Source organism: Natrialba sp. PRR66 (assembly GCF_034808065.1).
GTDB lineage: Archaea > Halobacteriota > Halobacteria > Halobacteriales > Natrialbaceae > Natrialba > Natrialba aegyptia.
Map to the genome: position 1 here is coordinate 262,675 of NZ_JAXHGN010000001.1, position 20,628 is coordinate 283,302.

Consider the following 20,628-nt stretch of genomic DNA (forward strand, 5'->3'; position numbering starts at 1 on the left):
AGGACGAGCTACCGCTCGCCGGACAGTGCCGAAAAGAGTTCCTCCTCGAATTCGGTTTTGTCGATGCCGTCAGCGGGGCCAAGCCCGCGCATGTGCTCGACCGAGAGCTGGCCGCCGCCCATCCGCGCGTGGCCGCCCGCGTTGGCCATCGGAATGTCGCTGACCGCGTAGCGCAACGTCTCACCCATGTGCACGCGGTCGTCCCGCGAGCGCCCGGAGAGATGGATCGTCCCGTCGTTCTCGCCGTAGACGACGACGGCAGTAACCCCCTCGAGTTGCATGAGTTCGTCCGCCGCCTGCGGGATCGCGTCGGTGTTCGAGACCGCTCCGACATCGCAGACCGCAAACGAACCCTCGACGCGCTTTTCGGTGATTGCCGTCGCCTTGATCTGTAACACGTCGTCGCTCACCTGCGGGTTTGCGATCCGTTCGAGCAGATCCTCGTCGAGTTCGCCGAACAAGGTTCCACAGGCCTCGAACTCGGCGCGCGAGCAGCCGTTTGTCAGGTGGTTCGTATCGGACTGGATGCCGTAGAGGAGTCCGGTCGCGAGTTCGGCCGAGAAGTCGGGATCAGTGTCGTCGTCCGTGCCAGCGCCGAGATCGTCGAGGTACTCGACTAGCAGGGTCGCAGCGGCACCGTAGTCCGTTCGAACGTCGGTAAAATTCGTCCCGGTCCCGTTGCCGGGGTGGTGATCGACAACGGCGACCGGTTCGACCGTTTGTGCACCCGTAAAGCCACGCGCCGTGTTGTGATCGACGAGGACGACCGCCTCGCTCGCGAGCGCTGAACTCGAGGCGATCTGATCGAGATCGAGGCCGAGAACGGTTCGGAACGCGCGGTTTTCCTGATGGCGGATCTCCCCGGGGAACTGCAACGTCGTGTCCGTGTCGACCGCGTCGGCGATGGCATCGACGGCCATCGCACACGCCATCGCGTCCGGATCGGGGTTCGGATGCATCAGGACGGTTACGTCGTCGTACTCCGCAAGAACGGACTGGAATCGAACGCCCGGTGGACGGCGAACCCAGCGGACGAACCACCAGCCACCGAGGACGAGTCCGACGGCTACGAGGACGACGAGCGAGAGAACGAGGGGGTCGAGCGCCTGTGCCGAGTCGATGGCGCGCTCGACGGCCGCGACCAGCGGCTCCGCCTCGACGAACGCCACGTCCGCCGAGGCGTCCTGGAAGTCCATACCGGACACTCAAATTCAACAACCAAGAAATTTCCCCCATTCGTGACGGTTTTTGATCCGGGTATCGCCGCTCGGATCGCTATCGACCGGTCAACAGCTCCACTACTCGAACCCGCTGCCGGTTGATCGCCCTTGCCAGCACGTTGCCTACCGAATCGCCTCGACCGCCTCCCGATACCCCTCCCGGAACGTCGGATAGCTGAACTCGTACCCCAACTCTCGGAGCCGGTCGTTTCCGCAGCGCTTGCTCGTCAGAATCCGACGACGCGCCGGTTCCGAGAGGTCGCCCGCCTCGAGGCGCTCCGCTTTCGTCCGCTTCGGCGGGTGCTCCCGATCGCACGCATCGGCCAGCCAGTCGGCGAACGTCCACTTGTCGACGGGCTCGTCGTCGACGACTTGGACGACCTCGCCGCGAGCGAGATCCGCATCGAGGAGAACGCGAACCGCACCAGCGGCATCGTCCCGATGAACCATGTTCAGGTACCCCGCCGTAACCGGCCCTTCGAGATATCGCTCGAGGCGGTACCGGTCGGGCCCGTACAGCCCCGCATAGCGAACGACCGTCCCGTCGATACCGAACTCGGCGGGATACTCGAGTGCAATCTGCTCTGCCTCGGCGAGCACTTCGGTTTTCGGCGTCGTCGGCTCGATCGGCGTGTCCGAGCCGACCCAGTCCCCGTCGTGATCGCCGTGAACGCCCGTCGAGGAGGTGTAGACGAGCCGGTCCGGCGGCGTCTCGCGCTCCCCGAAGGCTTCGATCGCCGTCCGAAGCCCGTCGACGTAGATTTCGCGCGCCGCGTCAGCCCCCCTGCCGCCGCTGCTCGCCGCGAAGACGATCGCATCAACGTCCGGGACCGTCTCGAGTTCAGCGCGGTCGGTCACGTCCGCCTGGACGGCCTCGAAGCCGGCGGCCTCGATGGCGTCGAGTCCCGCGTCGGAGCGTCGCACGCCGATTACGTCGTGGCCGCCGGCCGCGAGTTGTCGGCCGAGTTCGAGCCCGACGTAGCCACAGCCAAGCAGCCCAACGCGCATTGCGGTCATGCGATGAACTCGCGGGTGCGGAGATATAATGACTGTGACTGGGGCTGTGTTTGTGATCGTGATTGGGACTGTGACTGAGGGTGTATCTGTGATCGCGATCGTAATTGCGACTGTGACTGGGGGTGTATCTGTGATCGCGATCGTAATTGCGACTGTGACTGCACTCGATACGAGTCACCGCGGGAGCGGGACTCAGCCGGTCTGCTATCCCGAGTTTCCGGCACAGCTGCGACCGTTCTGCGGCGTCACGGCTGTGCCGGCACTGGCTGTTAGAAGTTCGTATCAGGGGGCAGCGTCCACGATCACGAACTGCAGGTGAACGTACTCCTCGAACGACATCGGTGCGCGACGTTCGATTTTCTGTTGGATCTCCTTTGCATCTAACTCGAGTTCGAGTTCGCTCTCGACGGCGTCCACGTCGAGGACGGCGGTGGACATGCCGAGCAGCAGGTGTTCGCAGGCCATCGTGACGACGGTGTCGGCATCGGGGGCCGATTCGGCGTGGGCCTGGATCTCGGCGGCGTCTTCGAGTGAGAGGGTACCGACCGTCTCGCGATCGAGGTTCGCGATCGTCTCGCGGTCGAGAGCCGTCCCGTCGGCGAGTTCGTCCGCGCCGTGTCGGTCGACGATCGAGGCGAGATCGGCGGCGTACTCGGCGCGCAGATCGGCGGGCGTGTCGGGGACCGTCATCCGCTGTTCGTGGAACATACCGGGTGTGACTGCGGGCTGGCACAAGTGGATTGCCATTCGGGCGTTCTGCGGCGACCGACGTGAGCGGCGGTGCTGAACGGCACTGGGCCCGTAAACAGGTACGGACACCGGAACGTTCAACACGGTGCACTTATACGATATCTGTATGAAAGTTGCCCTGATCGGAGTCGGTCAGGCCGGTGGGAAGGTCACGGAACGGCTCGCTCGATTCGATGCGGACATGGGCTTTGGTGCCGTCCGTGGTGCACTGGCAGTCAACTCCGCGAAACCCGACCTCCAGTCCCTCCAGGTCGTCGACACGCAACTGATCGGTGCAGACCGCGTCAACGGCCACGGCGTCGGCGGCGATAACGAACTTGGAACCGAGATCATGCAGTCGGACATCCAGCAGGTACTCGGGTCCTTGGACGGCCGCGTGACCTCGAGCGCCGAGGGTATCTTCGTCGTCGCCGGGCTCGGTGGCGGAACCGGTAGCGGCGGAGCGCCCGTCCTGGTCCATCACCTCCAGCAAGTCTACGACGTCCCGGTGTACGCCCTCGGCGTCCTGCCGGGGCGCAACGAAGGCGCGCTCTACCAGGCTAACGCCGGCCGCTCACTGAAGACCATCGTGCGCGAAGCCGACGCGACGCTCCTGATCGACAACGACGCCTGGCACGAACAGGGCGAAAGCGTCGAGGGTGCCTTCGAGACGATCAACGAGAAGATTGCTCGACGCGTCGGACTGCTGTTCGCCTCCGGTGAGGCCGTCGAGGGCGTCGGCGAAAGCGTCGTCGACTCGAGCGAAGTCATCAACACGCTCCGCAGCGGCGGCATCGCAACGCTCGGCTACGCGAGCGAAATCGCGAGCGACGATAGTGCCGAGAACATCAGAACGGCGATGACGGTCTCGCGCCAGGCGCTGTTGACTGGGACAAGCCTCCCGGACGCGACGACGGCAGACTCTGCGCTGCTCGTCATCGCCGGCGATCCCGAGAAGATCCCGCGGAAAGGCGTCGAGAAGTCACGGCGCTGGCTCGAGGACGAAACCGGCAGTATGCAGGTTCGAGGCGGGGACTTCCCGCTCGAAAGTGACCGCCTCGGCGCGCTCGTCCTCCTCGGCGGGGCCGAACGCTCCGCTCGTATCCAGGAGTTCATGGAGCGCGCACGCGAGGCAAAGCGCGAACAGGAACGCGAGGAAACCGATCACGTCGAGCAGTTCACCGACGATCGGCTCGAGAATCTCTTTTAACTCCGCCGCCACCCTGCGGACTCGGCGTCCATTTATACGCCGCGCTGATCGCGACGCACGAACGAGCGCAGCCGGAACACGACCCCTGATAACGGTTTTCACGGGGTCTACGACCGGTACATTTAAATTGCAAGCACCAGTAGACACCGTTACCAGAACGCCACCGGGGCGCGTATCGCTCGACGATCGATGACAGGAAATCTTATTCACCGGGATTTCGCAGATTGTGAGCGATTGCTGTATACAGGACTACGATCGGAGCCGTGGCGACACACTGTCACCTCGCTCCGACCGTCGCTACTCCGGTGCGGGTATGGCACAGAGGTTTGACTAACACATGGTAGACGAATCGAAAAACATCGAACTGACAGACGACGACCTCGAAAACAACTCCAAAGGACAGCTCATCAAGATGGCCGGCCAGCTTCGAGACCGGCGAAACGATCTGAACCAGATGGCCTCCGAACGGGCTTCCAGCCGCGACGACTTAAACGCCAAGACACGCGAAAAGGTCGACGAAGCCCAAGAACACCGCGAAAAACGCGACGAACTGAACGAGAAGGTCCAGGAACACAAGGAGAGCCGCAACGAACTCAACGCCGAGGCCAACGAACTCTTCGACAAGGTCGAGAAGCTCAAGTCGGACATGGAACTCGACGAGGGCAAGGACCTCGAAGAACTCGAAGAAGAAATCGAGCAACTCGAGTTCAAACAGCAGACCGAAGTCCTCTCGAGCGAGGAAGAGCAGGAACTCATCGAGAAGATCGAGAACAAGCGCGAGGAGTACGAAGAGCGCAAGGGAAAACTCGAGCAGAACGAGGACCTCGAAGAACTCGTCGAGGAAGCCGAGGAAGTTCGCTCTGAGGCCTCCCAGCACCACCAGAAGGTCACGGAGCTTGCGGACAAGGCCCAGGAACATCACAACCAGATGATCGAGGCCTACCGCGAGGCCGACGACATCCGTGACGAAGCCGACGAGATGCACGAGAAGTTCGTCGAGGCCCAGGAAGCGGCCGACCAGCACCACGAGGACTTCGTTCGCGTCCAGAAGCGCCTGCGCGAACTCGACAAGCAGGAAGAAGAAGAGCGCAAGTCCGAACGTGACAAGAAGAAAGAGGAAGCCAAAGAAGAGGCCGAGGAGATCTATCAGAAGTTCAAGGAAGGCGAAACCCTCGATACCGAGGACCTGATGAAGCTCCAGAAGACGGGGCTGCTCTAAGGTCGTCTGCGCTCGCTCGATTCGTCTCACGGTCGAGTATGGCATGTTTTGCGTTTCGTAGTTCGCGTTTCACGTCCCACGCCTACGTTTCACGTTTCGCGTTCCACATCACGTTCGACCCTGTTTCAGCTGCGAGCGTCGCCTGTGGACGGCAACGATTAACAGGACAGCACACAGACAGAGCAGTATGAACCGAGGTGGAGCCGTTGGTCGAGGCGCAACGAGCTAATCGACTCGCCGTCATCGTCGCGGGGACCGTCGTCATTGCAATCGCCAGTCTATGGCTGTTCCTCGTCTATCCCGCCACGCTCGCCGAACTCTTCGGCGTCGTGATCGCGCTCGGCGTGATCCTCGTCGGGATCCGGTTTGCGGGGTCGATCGCAGCATCGCTGTTTCCCGACTACGACGTTGCCGAAGTTGCGATCGACGGCCCGATCACCCGCGACGGCGGTGGCGGACCGCTCCCGTCACGCCCGCAGTCGACGCCGGCCGACGACATCGTCGATCAGATCGACCGGGCCGACGAGGACGACCACGTCGACGCGCTCCTCCTGAAGCTGAACACGCCCGGCGGCGAGGTCGTTCCGAGCGAGGACATTCGCCTCGCAGCCGAGCGCTTCGACGGCCCGACCATCGCCTACACGACTGACGTCTGTGCAAGCGGCGGCTACTGGATCGCAAGTGGCTGTGACGAACTCTGGGCGCGCGACGGCTCGATCGTCGGCTCGATCGGCGTCATCGGCTCGCGGGTCAACGCCAGCGAGTTCGCCGAAAAAGTCGGGCTCTCCTACGAGCGCTTTGCCGCCGGCGAGTTCAAGGACGCTGGCACGCCGCTGAAAGAACTCGACGAGGACGAACGCGCCTATCTCCAGGGACTGATCGACGACTACTACGAGACGTTCGTCGACCGGGTCAGCGACGGCCGCGATCTGGAACCCGAGTTCGTCCGCGAGACCGAAGCCCGGATCTACCTCGGCGAGCAGGCCCACGAACTGGGGCTCGTCGATACGCTCGGGACGCGACGCGAACTCGAAGACGAGTTGGCGGAGCGACTTCGGACGGACGAGGTGACGGTCGAAGAGTTCGAGCCGGAACGGCCGTTGATGGCGCGGCTCGGAACGGGAGCACAGCAAATTGCGTACGCGTTTGGGGCTGGAGTTGCCGGGATTGCAGACGACCACGAGTTCCGGCTTCGGTTGCGAAACTGAGTCGGTGCTTGCTGCTCGCCACTCGGAGTGGTGCCCACCGCGTGGTACTTGCGTGATGCATAGTACTGCGGCGGACGGGGGTATGCCCGCGAGCAGCCCGCAGGCACGTTGCGATAAATGGTTTTATCGTCGTACGGAATGCACGGATAACCGTGACAACGCTGGTCGTCTGTCTCGACCGGACCGACGATGTCGGTCGGAAGACTGGACTTCAGTCGCCGATCGTCGGCTGGGAGGCTGTTCGGGCTCTCGTTACCGATATCGGACTTGCTGACCCGGAGGACTCGGGAGTCAATACGCTTCTCGAGACGCTGCGGGTCGGCCAGAACCTCCGCGACGAGAACGAGGAGGCGATCGTCGCGGTCGTCTCCGGTGACCGAGAGTCGATGGTCTCGGCGGACAGGGCGGTCGCCCGCCAGCTCGACGACCTCATTGCACAGCACGACCCCGATTCGGCGGTCGTCGTCATCGACAGCGGCGAGGACGAACGGCTGGTTCCGATCGTCGAAAGTCGCGTTCAGGTCGACTCGGTCGATCGGGTTGTCGTCCGGCAGGCCCGGGATATCGAGTCGACGTACTACCTGCTCAAGCAATTTCTCGCCGACGAAGAACTCCGACAGACGATTCTGGTTCCGCTTGGACTCACGTTGCTTGTCTTCCCGATTCTTGCGATGGTCGTCGCTCCGGCCGAGGGGGCCGCCGCGATTACGACCGTTATCGGCCTGTTCTTGCTCTACAAGGGGTTCAGCATCGACGAAATCATAACCGGGTTCGCACACCAGGTGCGCGAGTCGCTTTACTCCGGACAGGTCTCGGTCGTCACCTACGTCGTTGCGGCGGGGCTCACACTCGTTGGCTTTTTCGTCGGCGCACTCGGCGTTTCGAATCTCGACGGTCCCACTGGAATCGGCATTCCTGCGGTACAGTTCGCGTTCGATAGCGTTCCCTGGTTGACGATGGCCGGCCTTACCGCAAGCGCCGGGCGACTGTTAGACGAGATCATCGGCGAAGACCCGGTTCGGCGATCCTACCTCAACCTGCCGTTTATCGCCGTCGCCGTCGGTCTCGTCATCCGCGGCTTCTCCGCGTACTTCCTCGAACAACAGCAGTTACTCTCCTCGATTACGATCGTGGAGACCGAACTCGGGCCGCTGACCGTCGAGGGATTCTCGCTTGCGCCGGGCGAACGGCTCGCCGTCTTCGTCATCAGCGCGATTCTGGTGAGCCTGATCGGTGCCTGGATCGCAACCGCAGTGAGCAGTTCGGACGACGACTCGACCCCGGGATCAGGATCAGGATCAGGACCAGGTCCAGGAACCGGTGACGGGAACCCGAGAACCCGTCCTCAATCAGAACTCACGGACGGCGGACCGGGGTCAAACCAACCCGCGTCGACGACACCGCCGTCAGCCGACGTCAAGGTTGTAACCGACGCCGATAGCACCGAGTTCAGCGACGGTGAAACTGAAACTGAAACTGGACAGCACGCTAGGGCTGGCAGTGCAGATACCCGCACTGGTTCGAACGCCGACCCGGAACTCGAGTCCGGAGGTGGGGGCGAGTCCGACGACGGCCGCGAGCACACCCAGACGGACGCGTCAGAACCCGATGCCGAAGACCGCTAATCGCCCGCGACTCGTCACGCATTTACTCCCCCGCTCCCACCCTCTGCTATGAGCGACAGCGACGCAGACGGCGCGTGGGTGAGCCTCTTTTCCGGCGGCAAGGACTCGTCGTGGGCGCTGTATCGAGCCCTCGAAACCGGCCTCGACGTGGACCGACTCGTCACGGTCCATCCCTCCGAGGACTCCTACATGTACCACGTCCCCGCGACCGATCTCACCGCGCTGGCGGCCGAGAGCATCGGCATCGACCTCGTCGATGTCGACCCTGCAGACCTCCAGGCTGACACCGCCCGCGACTCGAGCGCCCAGGGCGACGCCGAACTCGAACCCCTCGAAGTGGCCCTCGAGGAACTGAACGCGGATCTCGATGGGGGCATCGCAGGCGTCACAGCTGGTGCGGTCGAGAGCGAGTTCCAGACGACCCGCATCGAAGCGATGTGCGACCGCCTCGACTGTGAGCTGTTCGCACCGCTGTGGCAGGAAGACCCGCGAGCGCTCGCCGAGGCGATGCTCGACGCCGGCTTCGAGATCAAGATCATTCAAACCGCGGCCTACGGACTCGACGAGTCTTGGCTCGGGCGTACGCTCGACCGCGAAGCCATCGCCGAACTCGAGACGCTCAACGAGGAGTACGGCGTCCACGTTCTCGGCGAGGGCGGCGAGTTCGAGACGCTCGTCGTCGACGGGCCGCATATGGATCGACGGATCGACCTCGAGTACGAGACCGACTGGGACGGGACGCGTGGAACGATACGGATTCTGAACGCCGAACTCGCGTAATCTGCACCGAGCCGTCGTCAGAACGAACCGTCGTCCAATTGGTCGTCAGAGTCGATCGCGACGGCTCGAATCGGTGCCCCATCGGCCTCCGCAATTGGGAGGGGAAAGGCGACGAGCGTGAAAATCGAATCGCCCGCTGGCAGCGATTCGAGGCCGGTCAGGTTCTCGATGACGAACGATCCGTCCCCGAGCAGCGTGTGATGGGCTTGAAACCCCGTTGGTTCCGAACCCGTTGCGTTCTCGGTCGGCGTCGGGTCCGGATTAAGCGTGTCCAGACCGACGCTCCAGCCTGCCTCACGACAGTGTTCGGCGGCCCCCGGCGTCAGGTACGGGTGATCGAAGTACCGATCCGTGCCCCAGTACTCGTCCCAGCCGGTGTGACAGAGCAGGAAATCCGCGGTGCCGTCCGGGGCGGGTAAGTCGGCCGCCTCAATCGATTCCCGTGGCGATTTCCCGGTACAGTCGACGAGTCGGGCGTCGAAGACGAACTCGTCGACGGCGATCGAGTCGAGTGCAGATCCGTCGCGGAAGACGTGACTCGGCGCGTCGATGTGCGTCCCGGTGTGGCTGCCACAGTGAAGTGCGGCAACGTGATAGCCGTCGTCGGCAACCGTTGCCGTCGGCGTGATGTCGACCGGCGGATCGCCGGGGAAGACGGGCATATCGGACCGAATCGAGTGGCTAAGGTCGTAGTAGGTCATGGGTCGCTGTCGGTCATTTCGCTGTCTCTCTCGCCCTCTCTTTCGCTCTCGAACGACTGTGTTTCGGCTTCGAGTGCGGCCCGCGCGTCGTCGACCCACGCCGGTTTTTCGAGTTCGATGTCGTCGCCGCGGGTGAACTCGCCGACGGTTGTTCGTGTCTGCTGGTTGCCGTCGACCGTCCATCGGAGGCTGATCTCGTAGGTTTCAATAACTCCGAATGGTGTAATGGTTGTATTAAACGCCATGAACGTCCCATCGGATAGATTTCCGGCTCCTGTGAGTCGGTAGCGCTCGGCCCCTCTGGCGGTCTGTTCGACGGCAACCGAGTGCTCGACTTCGTCGAATCTGTGGATCGATACTGGAAGACTCGGCGAGTCGGGTCCGGCCGTCTGAGAGAGTACGTGCGTCTCCCCAGTCGCGTCGGTGACGCGACCGAGGTCGTCGTCGACTGAGCGCCACTCTTGGCGGCGGATGGGGTGCTGTGTTTCGTTCGCTTCGATATACTCGGGATCGTTCTCTCGGACGGAGTACGCTGCGTCGTCGGTGACGGTCTGTGTCGTGTTCGCGACGTTGCTGAGGGTTTCGTGTTCGTCGTACCGATACGTCGTCTGTGTCCGTTCGAAGGTGGCGTTCTCGAGTTCACTGCGGTGAGCGGTCGAAAGCGCAACGGTGTCGGTGATCCCGCTCTCGCGAAGGCCGGGAGCGAGTTCATCGTCGACGGTGAGTGGCTCCCGTTCCTCGGTGTCCGGCGACGATTCGAACGCGCTACAGCCCGCAGCCGTCACGAGCAGCGCGACGAGGAGGGCGGTGGCGAGGCGACGCATTGGTGTCGTCACCTCGACGGTCACGCTGCGATCACATAGGCGTTCGGTAGACTAACTGAGATGACCGGCGTCACGGCGTGACCGCAAGCGCCGGGTTTCACACGACGGCCCAATCTCTTTGCGAGTCGGCACTGCCGTCTTTGGTATGATCGAGAACGAACACGATCTGTTCATCCGGACGCTGCGCGAGTTCTATCACATCGAACGCGAACTCGAGGACCTCCAGTCGGAACTGGCCGACGCCGCCACCGACGAAGAACTCGAGGAGTTCTACATGGCCCACAGCGAGACGACAACGGAGCAACTCGGACGCATCGAGCCGATCTTCGACGCGATCGAGGCCGATCCGGGCGTCATCGAGAGCGAGATGCTTGATGCGCTCCGGAGCGAGCGCGACGATCTGGTCGGAGACATTCAGGACCCGGTCCTCGGCGACCTCGTCGACGCTGAACTCGGGCGGTCGATCGAGCGACTCGAGATCACGAAGCTAGAGACGCTGCTCGCACTCGCGGATCGAATGAATCTGCCGGACGAGGTCGTTGAGCCGCTCGAAACGACGAAAGCGGAGGCGGCGACGGGTCTCGAACGAGCGCAGGAACGCACGGAAGTATAGGGAGCCCAGAGTCCGGACGGCGGGCACTAGAACGTAACCAACACGACGCGAGCGAGAACGAGAATCGTCGCCACCGCACCGAGCGCGACGAAGATGATGTGTTCGAGGGACGGATCGCCGGATTCGACCGGCGCTGAACTCGGTTCGGGTGCGTACGGGTCGTCCGCATCGTCACCGGTGTGGCGCTCGCCATCTCGGTTCTCCGCGTCGGTCCCACTTGCGGAGAGGTCGATCGGAATCCGTTCGGTGGCTGATCCCGTTTCGGTACCACTCCGTTCCCTGTCACGGGCCCGGTCAGCCCCGGCGGTTGTCCCCCACTCGTCCGCCTCCCCATGCTCGCCATCGGTCGGCTCGTCGGCCGCTCCCTTCGATCCGTCCGACCCAGTTACACCCGTCTCCGTCGTGCTCCAGTCGTCTTCGCGGCTGTCGGGTCCGGACGTTTCATCTGCCATACAGTGTCGTACTTGCCGCGGCGTCAAAAATCCGCCGTCCCGAACACAGGCGATCGCGGTATGCCCCGTCTCGCGTTCGTCGGCCCGCGGGTAGGGTCAGCGGCCAGGATCGACCGCCCGAGCGGCTTCCCCGTGCTTCCTACCGATCCGTTCGATCCCGAATGTCGCCCTCGTAGACGACTCCTCGTTCCGCATCGATGGTGACGACCGTTCCCGCCTCCATCTCCGAAATTGTCGCCCCGCTTACCATCGGCACGTCCATCTCTCGTGCTACCAGCGCCGGATACCCCGTCATTCCTCGCCGAGCGTTGACGATGCCGCCGATCTTCGAGACATCGCCCGTAAACTCCGCGTCGAACTCCGTCGGCAGCGCGAGGATCGCCCCCTCCGGTACGTCGGTGAGATCGCCATCCTGAACTCGGGCCAGCGGCCCGGTCGCACGGCCCTCGACGACGACGCGGCCCGTCGTCAGCGCCTCCGCCGCGACGTGGACCTTCAACATGTTCGTCGTATTCGCGCCCTCGAGTTCGGTCATCATGCCACAGAGGACGACGACGGTATCACCGCTTTCGGCGACGCCGGCTTCCAGAGCGGCCTGGACGGCCTTCTCGACGACGGCGTCGGCTCCCTGATCGGAGACTTCGGCGTACAGCGGTGTGACGCCCCACGAGAGGGCGAGCCGGCGGCGGACGCGGTGGCTCGGCGTCGAGGCGACGACCGGGACGCCGGGACGGTACTTTGCGGTTTTCAGCGCCGTGTAGCCGGATTCGGTCGCCGCGACGATGGCATCGGCACCGATGTCGCGGGCGAGAAAGCGCGCCGAGCGTGCCAGGGCGTCCGTTCGAGCCTCGCCGGCGGCGGGAACGCGCTGTTCGAGGAGTTCGGCGTACTCCTCGGAGTGTTCGACCTCGCGGACGATGCTGTCCATCGCGTCGACGACCGCGACGGGGTGGTCGCCGATCGCGGTCTCCGCGGAGAGCATGACGCCGTCGGTGCCGTCGAGGACGGCGTTTGCCACGTCCGAGGCCTCCGCTCGGGTCGGTCGGCGGGCGTGGACCATCGAATCGAGCATCTCCGTCGCCGTGATAACCGGGAGACCGGCCTCGCGACACCGGCGGATGATGCGTTTCTGGATCATCGGTACGTCCTCCATCGGACATTCGACGCCCAGGTCGCCGCGAGCGACCATGATCCCGTCCGAGGCGTCGATAATGTCGTCTAGGTTGTCGACGGCACCGGCGCGTTCTATCTTCGAGATGATCGGAATCTCCGCGCCGGCGTCCTCGATGACCTCGTTGACCTCGTAGACGTCCGCTGTGTCCCGGACGAAACTCGCCGCCACGAAGTCGACTTCCTTCTCGGCGGCGAGTTCGAGATCCTTGCGGTCGGACTCGGTGACGACGTCGAGATCCAGGTCGACGCCGGGGACGTTGACGCCCTTTCGGCCGCCCAGTTCGCCGCCCGTATCGACGTGTGCCACCACGGCGTCGCCGTCGCGTTCGCGAACGGTCGTCTCGATCAGTCCGTCGTCGAGCAAAATTCGATCACCCGGTTCGACGGCACCAACCGGCAGCGAGAGGCCGACGGTTTCGGGCGTGGCATCGTCCCCTTCGACGAACCTGATCTCCGAGTCGGTTTCGAGCGTGACCGTCTCTCCCTCGGGGAGCGGCGCAGTCCGGATTTCCGGCCCCTGCATGTCCAACATGACGGAGACGGGTTTCTCTCGTTCCTCGTCGACCGAGCGAACGCGGTCGATGAGTGCGGCACGATCCTCTCGAGTTCCGTGACTCGCGTTCAGCCGAGCAACCGACATGCCGGCGTCCGCGAGGTCCCGGATCGTCCGGCGATCGCTCGAGGCAGGCCCGAGCGTACAGACGATCTTTGCGTTTCTCATGCCTTGTGCTATCGCGAGCACGGGCAAAAAGATAGGTGACTTACTCGGGGCCGAGTGTATCCTTTCCCGTCATGTGCCATGGCAACCGTTTTCAGTATTCACGCGTAGTGACGTGATCTGCCAACGTATGCCTCGCTCATCGAACTCGAGAACCGGGACGGACAACACGCGCAGGATCTCGCAACGATTTGGGGCGAGGTGAGAGCCGAGTTCGACCAGCACGGCGCTGCGTTACGCGATGCGTACACGGTCCTGGGCGAGCACGATTTTCTGGCGATTTTCGAGACCGGAGACAGAGGGCCGCGTTCAAATCGGCACTGACGCTTCGTTGCCACTGATTGAACGCGCAGACGATGGCGCTCATCGATACGTCGCAGTTCTCGCAGTTAGTGGACGAGGTGTGATCGGGGATCAGAGTGGGGATTGAGGGATCGAAAAGCAGAATCTCCCGCTGCTCACCTAGCACGGTGGTGGCGATTACCGAGGCAAAACAGGCGAAAATCTCAATCGACTCTATTTTCTAACCGGTGTCGACGACGATCTCGGCATCGGCCTCAAAACTGCTATCAAAGATATTGAAGCCACGTTCAGCGGTTGAATCGCATTATTTCCCCATCTTCTGTAGTCTCTTCCATTGGTATCGTCCGTTCTAGAAGAGTGACTAACACATATATACAGACAATTGACATTGTTATTTCTGCTATGGTGTTTGTTACATTCATTAGCGAGTGTATTATGTTAGATACACTCATTCCAATAGCGAATCCCAATATACGCGCTACTGTTCTCCTTGACCAAAATTTTCCTATATTAGTCCCCATGTCACTCTTATATTCATGCTGGGTCCGGTAACCAAGGATCGGTACTGCTGGCGTCGCTTCCGTTATCGCCGCTAGGTCGTCTCGAAAGCGAGCGTGAGCAATTGCGATCACAGAAGCGAAATCGAGAACGTGAACTCGAACGGCCGTCTACTGCACCTTTTCGCCGACGACGGCGTCGTCGTGGGTCGTCAGCAGGTCCGCCTCGTCACCTGCAGCGAGTATCATGCCGTTGGATTCGACGCCGAATAGCTCGGCGGGTTCCATGTTCGCAAGCAGGATGCACTTTTCGCCCGGGAGTTCGTCGAGGTCGTGGAGTTGCTTGATCCCGGCGACGATCTGGCGGGTTTCGAAGCCGATGTCGACCTCGAGTTTCGCGAGGTCGTCCGCGCCGTCGATTCCTTCGGCTGACTCGATACGGCCGACGCGAATGTCGAGTTCTTGGAAGTCTTCGAAACCGATGCGGTCCTCGATGAGCGGCTCGAGGGCGTCGGTGTCTGCGGTTGTGTCTGCCATGGCAGCCGATTCGTCCGAGGCGGTGTCGTCGGTTTCGGTTTCCGTCTCTTCGCCTTCGGCTTCGTCCTCGTCCTCGTCCTCGTCTTCGTCTTCGTCTTCGTCGCCGCCCGCCGCCGCGACGCGTTCTGCGAGTTTCTCGTTGAGTTCGTCGACGCGGTCGTCTTCGATTTTCGCGAAGAGTTCACCGGGTTCGTCGAAGGTTCGGGGCGGTGCCTCGAGCGCGTCTTCGAGGTGGGCGTCCGCAATGTCGCCGTCTTCGCCCAGTTGTTCCCAGAGGCGCTGGGCCTTTTCTGGTGCGATAGGTTCGAGGAGGACGCCGACGGCCTTGGCGATCTGGACGCAGTCGCGAATGACCTGTGCGGCCCGTTCGGGGTCGTCGTCGGTGAGCTTCCAGGGTTCGTTGCGCTGGATGTACTCGTTGCCGAACTGGGCGAGCTGGGTCGCGGCCTGCCCGATGTCCCGGAGTGAGTAGTCGTTGACGGCCTCGCGGGTGTCGCCGATCGCCCCTTCGATGCGCTCTGACACCTCTTCGGAGACGTCCGCCTCGGGGGTGCCCTCGTAGTTGCGGTAGGCAAAGAGCAGCGAGCGGTACCAGAAGTTGCCGACGGTGCCCACTAACTCGCCGTTGACCTTCTCCTGGAAGGCGTCCCAGGAGAAGTCCACGTCCTGCTGGAGGCCGCCGGTGGTCGTCAGGTAGTACCGCAGCAGATCGGGGTGAAGGTCCTCCTCAAGATATTCGTTCGCCCAGATTGCACGATTGCGACTCGTCGAGAGGCCCTTGCCGTTGATCGTGATGAAGCCGGTCGCGGCGACGGCGCGGGGCGTGTTGTAGTCGGCACCCTCGAGCATCGCGGGCCAGAAGATGGTGTGGTGTTGGATGATGTCGCGACCGATGACGTGAACGATCTCGCCGTCGTCCTCCCAGACGCGCCGCCAGTCGTACTCGTCGGTCCCGACGCGCTCTGCGTACTGCTTCGTCGAGGAGATGTACTCGACCGGTGCGTCGACCCAGACGTAGAGGACGATGTCCTCGGTCGTCTCATTGTCGCCGTTGGGATAGTCGATCCCCCACTCCATGTCGCGGGTAAGACACCAGTCTTGCAGCCCCTCTTCGATCCACTGGCGGGGCTGGTTGCGCGCGTTCGACGTCCCTTCGAGCCCGTCGAGGAACTCGGTCAGGAAGTCCGCGAATTCGGAAACCTCGAAGAACTTGTGCGTGCGCCCGCGGTACTCCGCCGGGTTCCCGGTGACCGTACTCTTCGGATCCTCGACTTCGCCCGGTTCGAGGTGGCGCTGACAGCCCTCGTCGCACTCGTCGCCGCGGGCCTTCGCGCCGCAGTAGGGACAGGTTCCCTCGACGTAGCGGTCGGGCAGGTACTGGTCCGCGTTGGGGTCGTACGCGACCTGGATCTCCTTCTCGTAGATGTACCCCTCCTCGTCCAGCGTGCGGACGATCTCCCGGGTCAGTTCCGTGTTCGTCTCGTCGTGGGTGTGGCCGTAGTTATCGAACTCGACGTTGAACTTCGGGAACGTCTCGGCGTACTGTTCGTGCCACTCCAGGGCGAACTCCTCCGGATCGACCCCCTCCTGCTCGGCGTTGACGGCGATTGGGGTGCCGTGCATGTCCGACCCAGAGACATAGGCCGTTTCCTGGCCGAGCGTTTCGAGCGCACGGCTGAACGCGTCAGCGCCGATGTATCCCCGCAGGTGACCGATGTGCAAGTCGCCGTTCGCGTAGGGCAACCCGCAGGTCACGACCGCGGGGCGGTCCGTCGGAAAGTCGTCGTTGGTAGTATTCATATGCGTGATCAGTCGGTCGCGGGCGTAAAACCCGCCGGTTTCGATTTCTCGCCGGTGTGCGCTTCTTGTCACTCATAAACCGCGAACACAGCCGGCGAACAGCTGAACTCGAGTACCCGGGTTTCGACGCCGCGAGCAGCCTGTATTCCGTATGACCGGTCGCGTTCGCGGCACTCCACCCGGAGACGGCGCTGTCACTACATCCGCATGAGACGAGAACAGTCCGCGTCGACAGCACGCGTCGTCATGGTAGGCACACGTACGTAGTCGAGCTCTATAACGGTGACGTGTGTTGGACCGATTCGATTCAGTATTCAGCCGTCTCCCGCCGTCTTTCGTCACGCCGGTCAGTCGCTACTCGAGTCGCCGGGACTGCCCGGTGTCGGTCCGTTCCGGCACGTCCGTGACTGGTCCGTCTCGGAGCCGCCGCTGGGACTCGCCGAGTTCAGGTTCGCTCCTGCCGGTCCGGTCTCCGCCGGGCGGGGGCTGGTTTCGGTTCCGGCTGTCCCCGGTTGGCCGCCGAGGTCGTCGAGGTCGGCGACGAACGCCTCGAGCATCTCGCGGGTCACGTGTGGCATGCAGACGATGCGGAGGTCGTCGGTGCCGGTTCGGGAGATGCGCCAGCCCGCGTCGCGAAGCGCCTCGAAGGTCGCGGCGGGAACGTCGGCCGCGACGAGCGGGAGTTCGGGGGCGACGACGTCGTAGCCCCGCGCCGTCAACGCGTCGGCGAGCCACTCGGCGTTGGCCTGCGAGCGGGTATACTGCTCGCGATAGCCGGCGGGCCAGAGTTCGTCCATCGCGGCGACGGCGCTCGCGACGCCGGCTCCGGACCGTGTTCCGGTGAGCGTCGCCTGCGAGGTCGATTCGAGGTAGGGCGTGTCGACGGCGAGTTCGTCGAGCAGGGACTCCGCTCGGACGAGCAGGCCGCCGGCGGGAACCGCGGCCTGGCCCATCTTGTGGGGGTCGATCGCCATCGTGTCGACGGGGGCGTGCTCGAAGTTCCAATCGTGGTCGGTAAACGGCAGGACGAACCCGCCCCAGGCGGCGTCGACGTGGAGCATGGCGTCGACGGACTGCGCTATGTCGCCGAGTTCGGGAATCGGATCGACGCGGCCGTACTCGGTGGTACCGGCGACGCCGACGATCAAGGCGGTGTCGTCGTCGACGCAGGCGCGGACGGCCTCGAGGTCGGCCCGGTGGTCGTCGTCGGTGGGGACGAGTTGGAGGTCGACTTCGAGCAGGGTGGCCGCCTTCTGAAAGCTAAAGTGACCCGATTCTGGCATGACGACGGTGGGTGTCGCCGTCTCGGCGCGTTCGCGGGCGATTCGGACGGCCTGGATGTTCGCTTCGGTCCCGCCGCTCGTGACGTATCCGGCTGGATCCGCGAGACCGGCGATCTCGCCTAACTGCTCGATTGCGTCGTCTTCGAGTGACGAAATCGCGGGATACGTCCCGGGGTCGCCGGGGTTCGTCGCGAGAAATCGTTCGGCCGCCTCGCGTGCGACCGGGTGGGGCTCCGTACACATCGACGAGAGCACCCGGTCGAACGCTTGGGGCTCGATTTGCATATCACGTACGTCGGCTGTCGGCGGTTTAGTAGTTGCGTTGTCGGATTTCGAACCCGTTCCGGGCTCGGACGGTTATCGAACCGAATCCAGCAGCAACTTCTGCTCGACGCGTTTGACCTCGTGTTGGACGTCGCGGACGGCGTCGATGTTCGCCGAGACCGAGTTGATGCCTTCGTTGACGAGGAACTGGACCATCTCGGGCTTGGAGCCGGCCTGCCCGCAGATGCTCGTATCGACATCGCGTTCGCGACACGTCTCGATCACGTCGCCGATCAGGCGCAGGACCGAGGGGTGGAGTTCGTCGAACCGGTCGGCGACGTGTTCGTTGTTGCGGTCGACCGCGAGCGTGTACTGGGTGAGGTCGTTGGTGCCGAAGGAGGCGAAATCGATCCCCGCGTCGGCCATCTCTTCGACCGCCAGCGCGGAGGCCGGCGTCTCGATCATCACGCCCCACTTGCGCTTCTCGGGGTCGATGCCAGCTTCGGTCATGAGCTTCTTAGCCCGATAGACGTCCTCGGCGTCGTTGACCAGCGGGAACATGATCTCGACGTTGTCGTAGCCCATCTCGTAGAGCCGCCGGAACGCCTCGAGTTCGTGAGCGAACACGTCGGGGCGATCGAGCGAGCGACGGATGCCCCGGTAGCCGAGCATCGGATTGTGTTCGTCGGGTTCGTCCGCGCCGCCCTCGAGTTGGCGGAACTCGTCGGTTGGCGCGTCGAGGGTTCGCACGCGGACCGGACGCGGATAGAACTCGTCGGCGACGCCGCGGATGCCCTCGACGAGTTCAGTAATGTAGTCGTCCTCGCCGTGTTCCTCGATGAACTTCGCGGGCGTCTGGTTCAGCGAGAGGATCATGTGTTCCATGCGCAGGAGGCCGACGCCGTCGGCGCCGGTCGCGGCGGCGCGTTCGGCGGCCTCGGGGATGGAGACGTTGACCTTTACCTCGGTTGCGGTCATCGGCTTGACCGGTGATTGTGGGCGGACCTCCTCGACGGGTTCGGTCTCCTCTTCGGGCTCGACTTTCTGGCCTTCGAGAATCGCGCCCTTGTCGCCGTCTAAGGTGATAACGCGGCCGTCCTCGAGAACGGTCGTGGCGTTGGTCGTGCCGACGACGGCGGGGACGCCGAGTTCGCGCGAGACGATGGCGGCGTGGCTGGTCATGCCGCCCTCGTCGGTGACGATTCCTGCGGCGCGTTTCATCGCGGGGACCATGTCGGGCATGGTCATCTCGGTGACGATGATGTCGCCGTCGCTGACCTTGTCCAGGTCGTCGAGTTTCGTGACGATGCGAGCGGCTCCGCTGACCGTGCCGGGGCTCGATCCGAGCCCGTCGACGATGACGTCGCCGGTGCCAGCGTCCGCGGTCGAGTCCTCGGCGTCGCTGCCGCCGGCCGCCTGCACGCCGCCGCTGCCGTCGGTGAGGCCCTGTGCCGCGTCCGCGCCGCCGGCACCCGATCCCGTGGCGGCGTCGGCTGCGCTCTCGTCGTCGATCGTCGTGATCGGGCGCGACTGGAGCATGAAGACCTCACCGTCGGCAATCGCCCACTCGACGTCCTGCGGATCGTCGTAGTGATCCTCGACGCGTTCGCCGAGGTCGACGAGGGTATCGATCTCCGCATCGTCGATGACGCGGGCGTTCCGTTTGTCCTGTGGGACCTCGTTTTCGACGGTTTCGCCGGTTTCCTCGTCTTTTTCGTGCATCACCTTCTTCTCGGCGACGGTGTATTCGACCGAGCGGTCGTCGCGGCTGACGACGTAGTTGTCCGGAGAGACGGCCCCGGAGACGACCGCCTCGCCCAGGCCCCAGGCGGCCTCGATGATCATCGTCGGATCGCCGGTCGAGGGGTGGCTGGTGAACATCACGCCGGACTTCTCGGCGTCGACCATCTGCTGGACGACGACCGCGATGTTGACCGCGGAGTGATCAAAGCCCTGCTCCTGGCGGTAGTAGATCGCCCGTTGCGTAAAGAGGGAGGCCCAACACTCACGAACTCGTTCGAGCAGGTTTTCCTCGGTGACGTTGAGGAACGTCTCCTGCTGGCCCGCAAAGGAGGCGTCGGGCAGATCTTCCGCCGTCGCGGAGGAGCGAACGGCGACGAAGGCGTCCCCGTCGCCGACCTCGGAATAGGACTCGAGGATCTCCTCGCGCAGGTCCTCGGGGAACGGCGTCTCGAGGATGAGTTCCTGCGCGCGGTCGGCGGCGTCCGCGAGCGCGGCCGAATCCTCGACGTCGACATCGACCGCCGCGAACAGTTCCTCGTCGATGCCGGCCGCTTCGATGAACGACCGGTAGGTCCCGGCGGTGACGACGAAGCCCGGCGGTACGGGGAGCCCGGCTCCGGTAAGCTCGCCCAGAGAGGCGCCTTTGCCGCCGACCTTCTCGAGATCGCCGGCGTTGATTTCGTCCAGCCAGAGTACAGCCATCTGTAGTTGT

The 20,628-nt window shown here is 63.5% G+C and carries 16 protein-coding genes and 1 pseudogene; 7 read left to right on the top strand and 10 right to left on the bottom strand.

The genetic code is table 11. The features are described 5' to 3' along the window. Positions 1-8: 8 nt before the first annotated feature. The 3 genes from SM755_RS01275 to SM755_RS01285 form a co-directional block, all read right to left on the bottom strand. Positions 9-1,196, bottom strand: coding sequence for a DHHA1 domain-containing protein (locus SM755_RS01275; protein ID WP_323171107.1), 1,188 nt, complete (start codon positions 1,194-1,196; stop codon positions 9-11). A gap of 147 nt (positions 1,197-1,343) precedes the next feature. After that, complete coding sequence (locus SM755_RS01280) at positions 1,344-2,228, bottom strand: SDR family oxidoreductase (RefSeq protein ID WP_323171866.1); 885 nt, start codon at positions 2,226-2,228, stop codon at positions 1,344-1,346. A 291-nt stretch (positions 2,229-2,519) separates the two neighbouring features. Next, complete coding sequence (locus SM755_RS01285) at positions 2,520-2,945, bottom strand: DUF5791 family protein (RefSeq protein WP_323171108.1); 426 nt, start codon at positions 2,943-2,945, stop codon at positions 2,520-2,522. A 148-nt stretch (positions 2,946-3,093) separates the two neighbouring features. On the opposite strand from SM755_RS01285, the gene SM755_RS01290 reads away from it, so the two are divergent. The 5 genes from SM755_RS01290 (at position 3,094) to SM755_RS01310 (ending at position 9,008) form a co-directional block, all read left to right on the top strand. Beyond that, a complete protein-coding gene (locus SM755_RS01290; protein ID WP_323171109.1) occupies positions 3,094-4,176 on the top strand; it encodes a tubulin/FtsZ family protein in 1,083 nt (360 codons plus the stop codon). Positions 4,177-4,513: 337 nt separating this feature from the next. Next, positions 4,514-5,395: a coiled-coil protein gene (locus SM755_RS01295; protein ID WP_006110091.1), complete on the top strand. Its 882-nt coding sequence runs from the start codon at positions 4,514-4,516 to the stop codon at positions 5,393-5,395. Positions 5,396-5,601: 206 nt separating this feature from the next. Beyond that, positions 5,602-6,603: a signal peptide peptidase SppA gene (sppA, locus tag SM755_RS01300; protein ID WP_323171110.1), complete on the top strand. Its 1,002-nt coding sequence runs from the start codon at positions 5,602-5,604 to the stop codon at positions 6,601-6,603. Positions 6,604-6,755: 152 nt separating this feature from the next. After that, a complete protein-coding gene (locus SM755_RS01305; RefSeq protein WP_323171111.1) occupies positions 6,756-8,228 on the top strand; it encodes a DUF373 family protein in 1,473 nt (490 codons plus the stop codon). 48 nt (positions 8,229-8,276) lie between these two features. Next, the gene (locus tag SM755_RS01310) at positions 8,277-9,008 is read left to right on the top strand and encodes a diphthine--ammonia ligase (protein WP_323171112.1); all 732 of its coding nucleotides are present in this window, start codon (positions 8,277-8,279) and stop codon (positions 9,006-9,008) included. 17 nt (positions 9,009-9,025) lie between these two features. Here the strand turns inward: SM755_RS01310 and SM755_RS01315 are convergent, their stop codons facing one another. Further along, positions 9,026-9,709, bottom strand: a complete 684-nt coding sequence (locus SM755_RS01315) for a cyclase family protein (protein WP_323171113.1) — start codon at positions 9,707-9,709, stop codon at positions 9,026-9,028. Then, positions 9,706-10,533, bottom strand: a complete 828-nt coding sequence (locus SM755_RS01320; protein WP_323171114.1) for a hypothetical protein — start codon at positions 10,531-10,533, stop codon at positions 9,706-9,708. Before SM755_RS01320 ends, SM755_RS01315 begins: the two co-directional genes overlap by 4 nt. A 145-nt stretch (positions 10,534-10,678) precedes the next feature. Between SM755_RS01320 and SM755_RS01325 the strand changes: the two genes are divergently transcribed. Continuing rightward, positions 10,679-11,146, top strand: a complete 468-nt coding sequence (locus SM755_RS01325) for a DUF892 family protein (RefSeq protein WP_323171115.1) — start codon at positions 10,679-10,681, stop codon at positions 11,144-11,146. A 26-nt stretch (positions 11,147-11,172) separates the two neighbouring features. On the opposite strand, the gene SM755_RS01330 is transcribed toward SM755_RS01325, so the two are convergent. Together SM755_RS01330 and pyk are read right to left on the bottom strand one after the other, a co-directional pair. After that, positions 11,173-11,598, bottom strand: coding sequence for an adhesin (locus tag SM755_RS01330; RefSeq protein ID WP_323171116.1), 426 nt, complete (start codon positions 11,596-11,598; stop codon positions 11,173-11,175). Between the two features lie 139 nt (positions 11,599-11,737). Beyond that, complete coding sequence (gene pyk / locus SM755_RS01335) at positions 11,738-13,492, bottom strand: pyruvate kinase (RefSeq protein ID WP_323171117.1); 1,755 nt, start codon at positions 13,490-13,492, stop codon at positions 11,738-11,740. A gap of 117 nt (positions 13,493-13,609) precedes the next feature. Between pyk and SM755_RS01340 the strand changes: the two are divergent. Then, positions 13,610-13,896: pseudogene (locus SM755_RS01340) on the top strand (GYD domain-containing protein). Positions 13,897-14,460: 564 nt separating this feature from the next. Here the strand turns inward: SM755_RS01340 and metG are convergent. The 3 genes from metG to ppsA form a co-directional block, all read right to left on the bottom strand. After that, positions 14,461-16,626: a methionine--tRNA ligase gene (gene metG / locus SM755_RS01345; RefSeq protein WP_323171118.1), complete on the bottom strand. Its 2,166-nt coding sequence runs from the start codon at positions 16,624-16,626 to the stop codon at positions 14,461-14,463. A gap of 347 nt (positions 16,627-16,973) precedes the next feature. Then, entirely contained in the window at positions 16,974-18,194 is a 1,221-nt protein-coding gene (mfnA, locus tag SM755_RS01350; RefSeq protein WP_323171119.1) for a tyrosine decarboxylase MfnA, read from the bottom strand. A 72-nt stretch (positions 18,195-18,266) separates the two neighbouring features. After that, entirely contained in the window at positions 18,267-20,618 is a 2,352-nt protein-coding gene (gene ppsA / locus SM755_RS01355) for a phosphoenolpyruvate synthase (RefSeq protein ID WP_323171120.1), read from the bottom strand. Between the last annotated feature and the right edge of the window lie 10 nt (positions 20,619-20,628).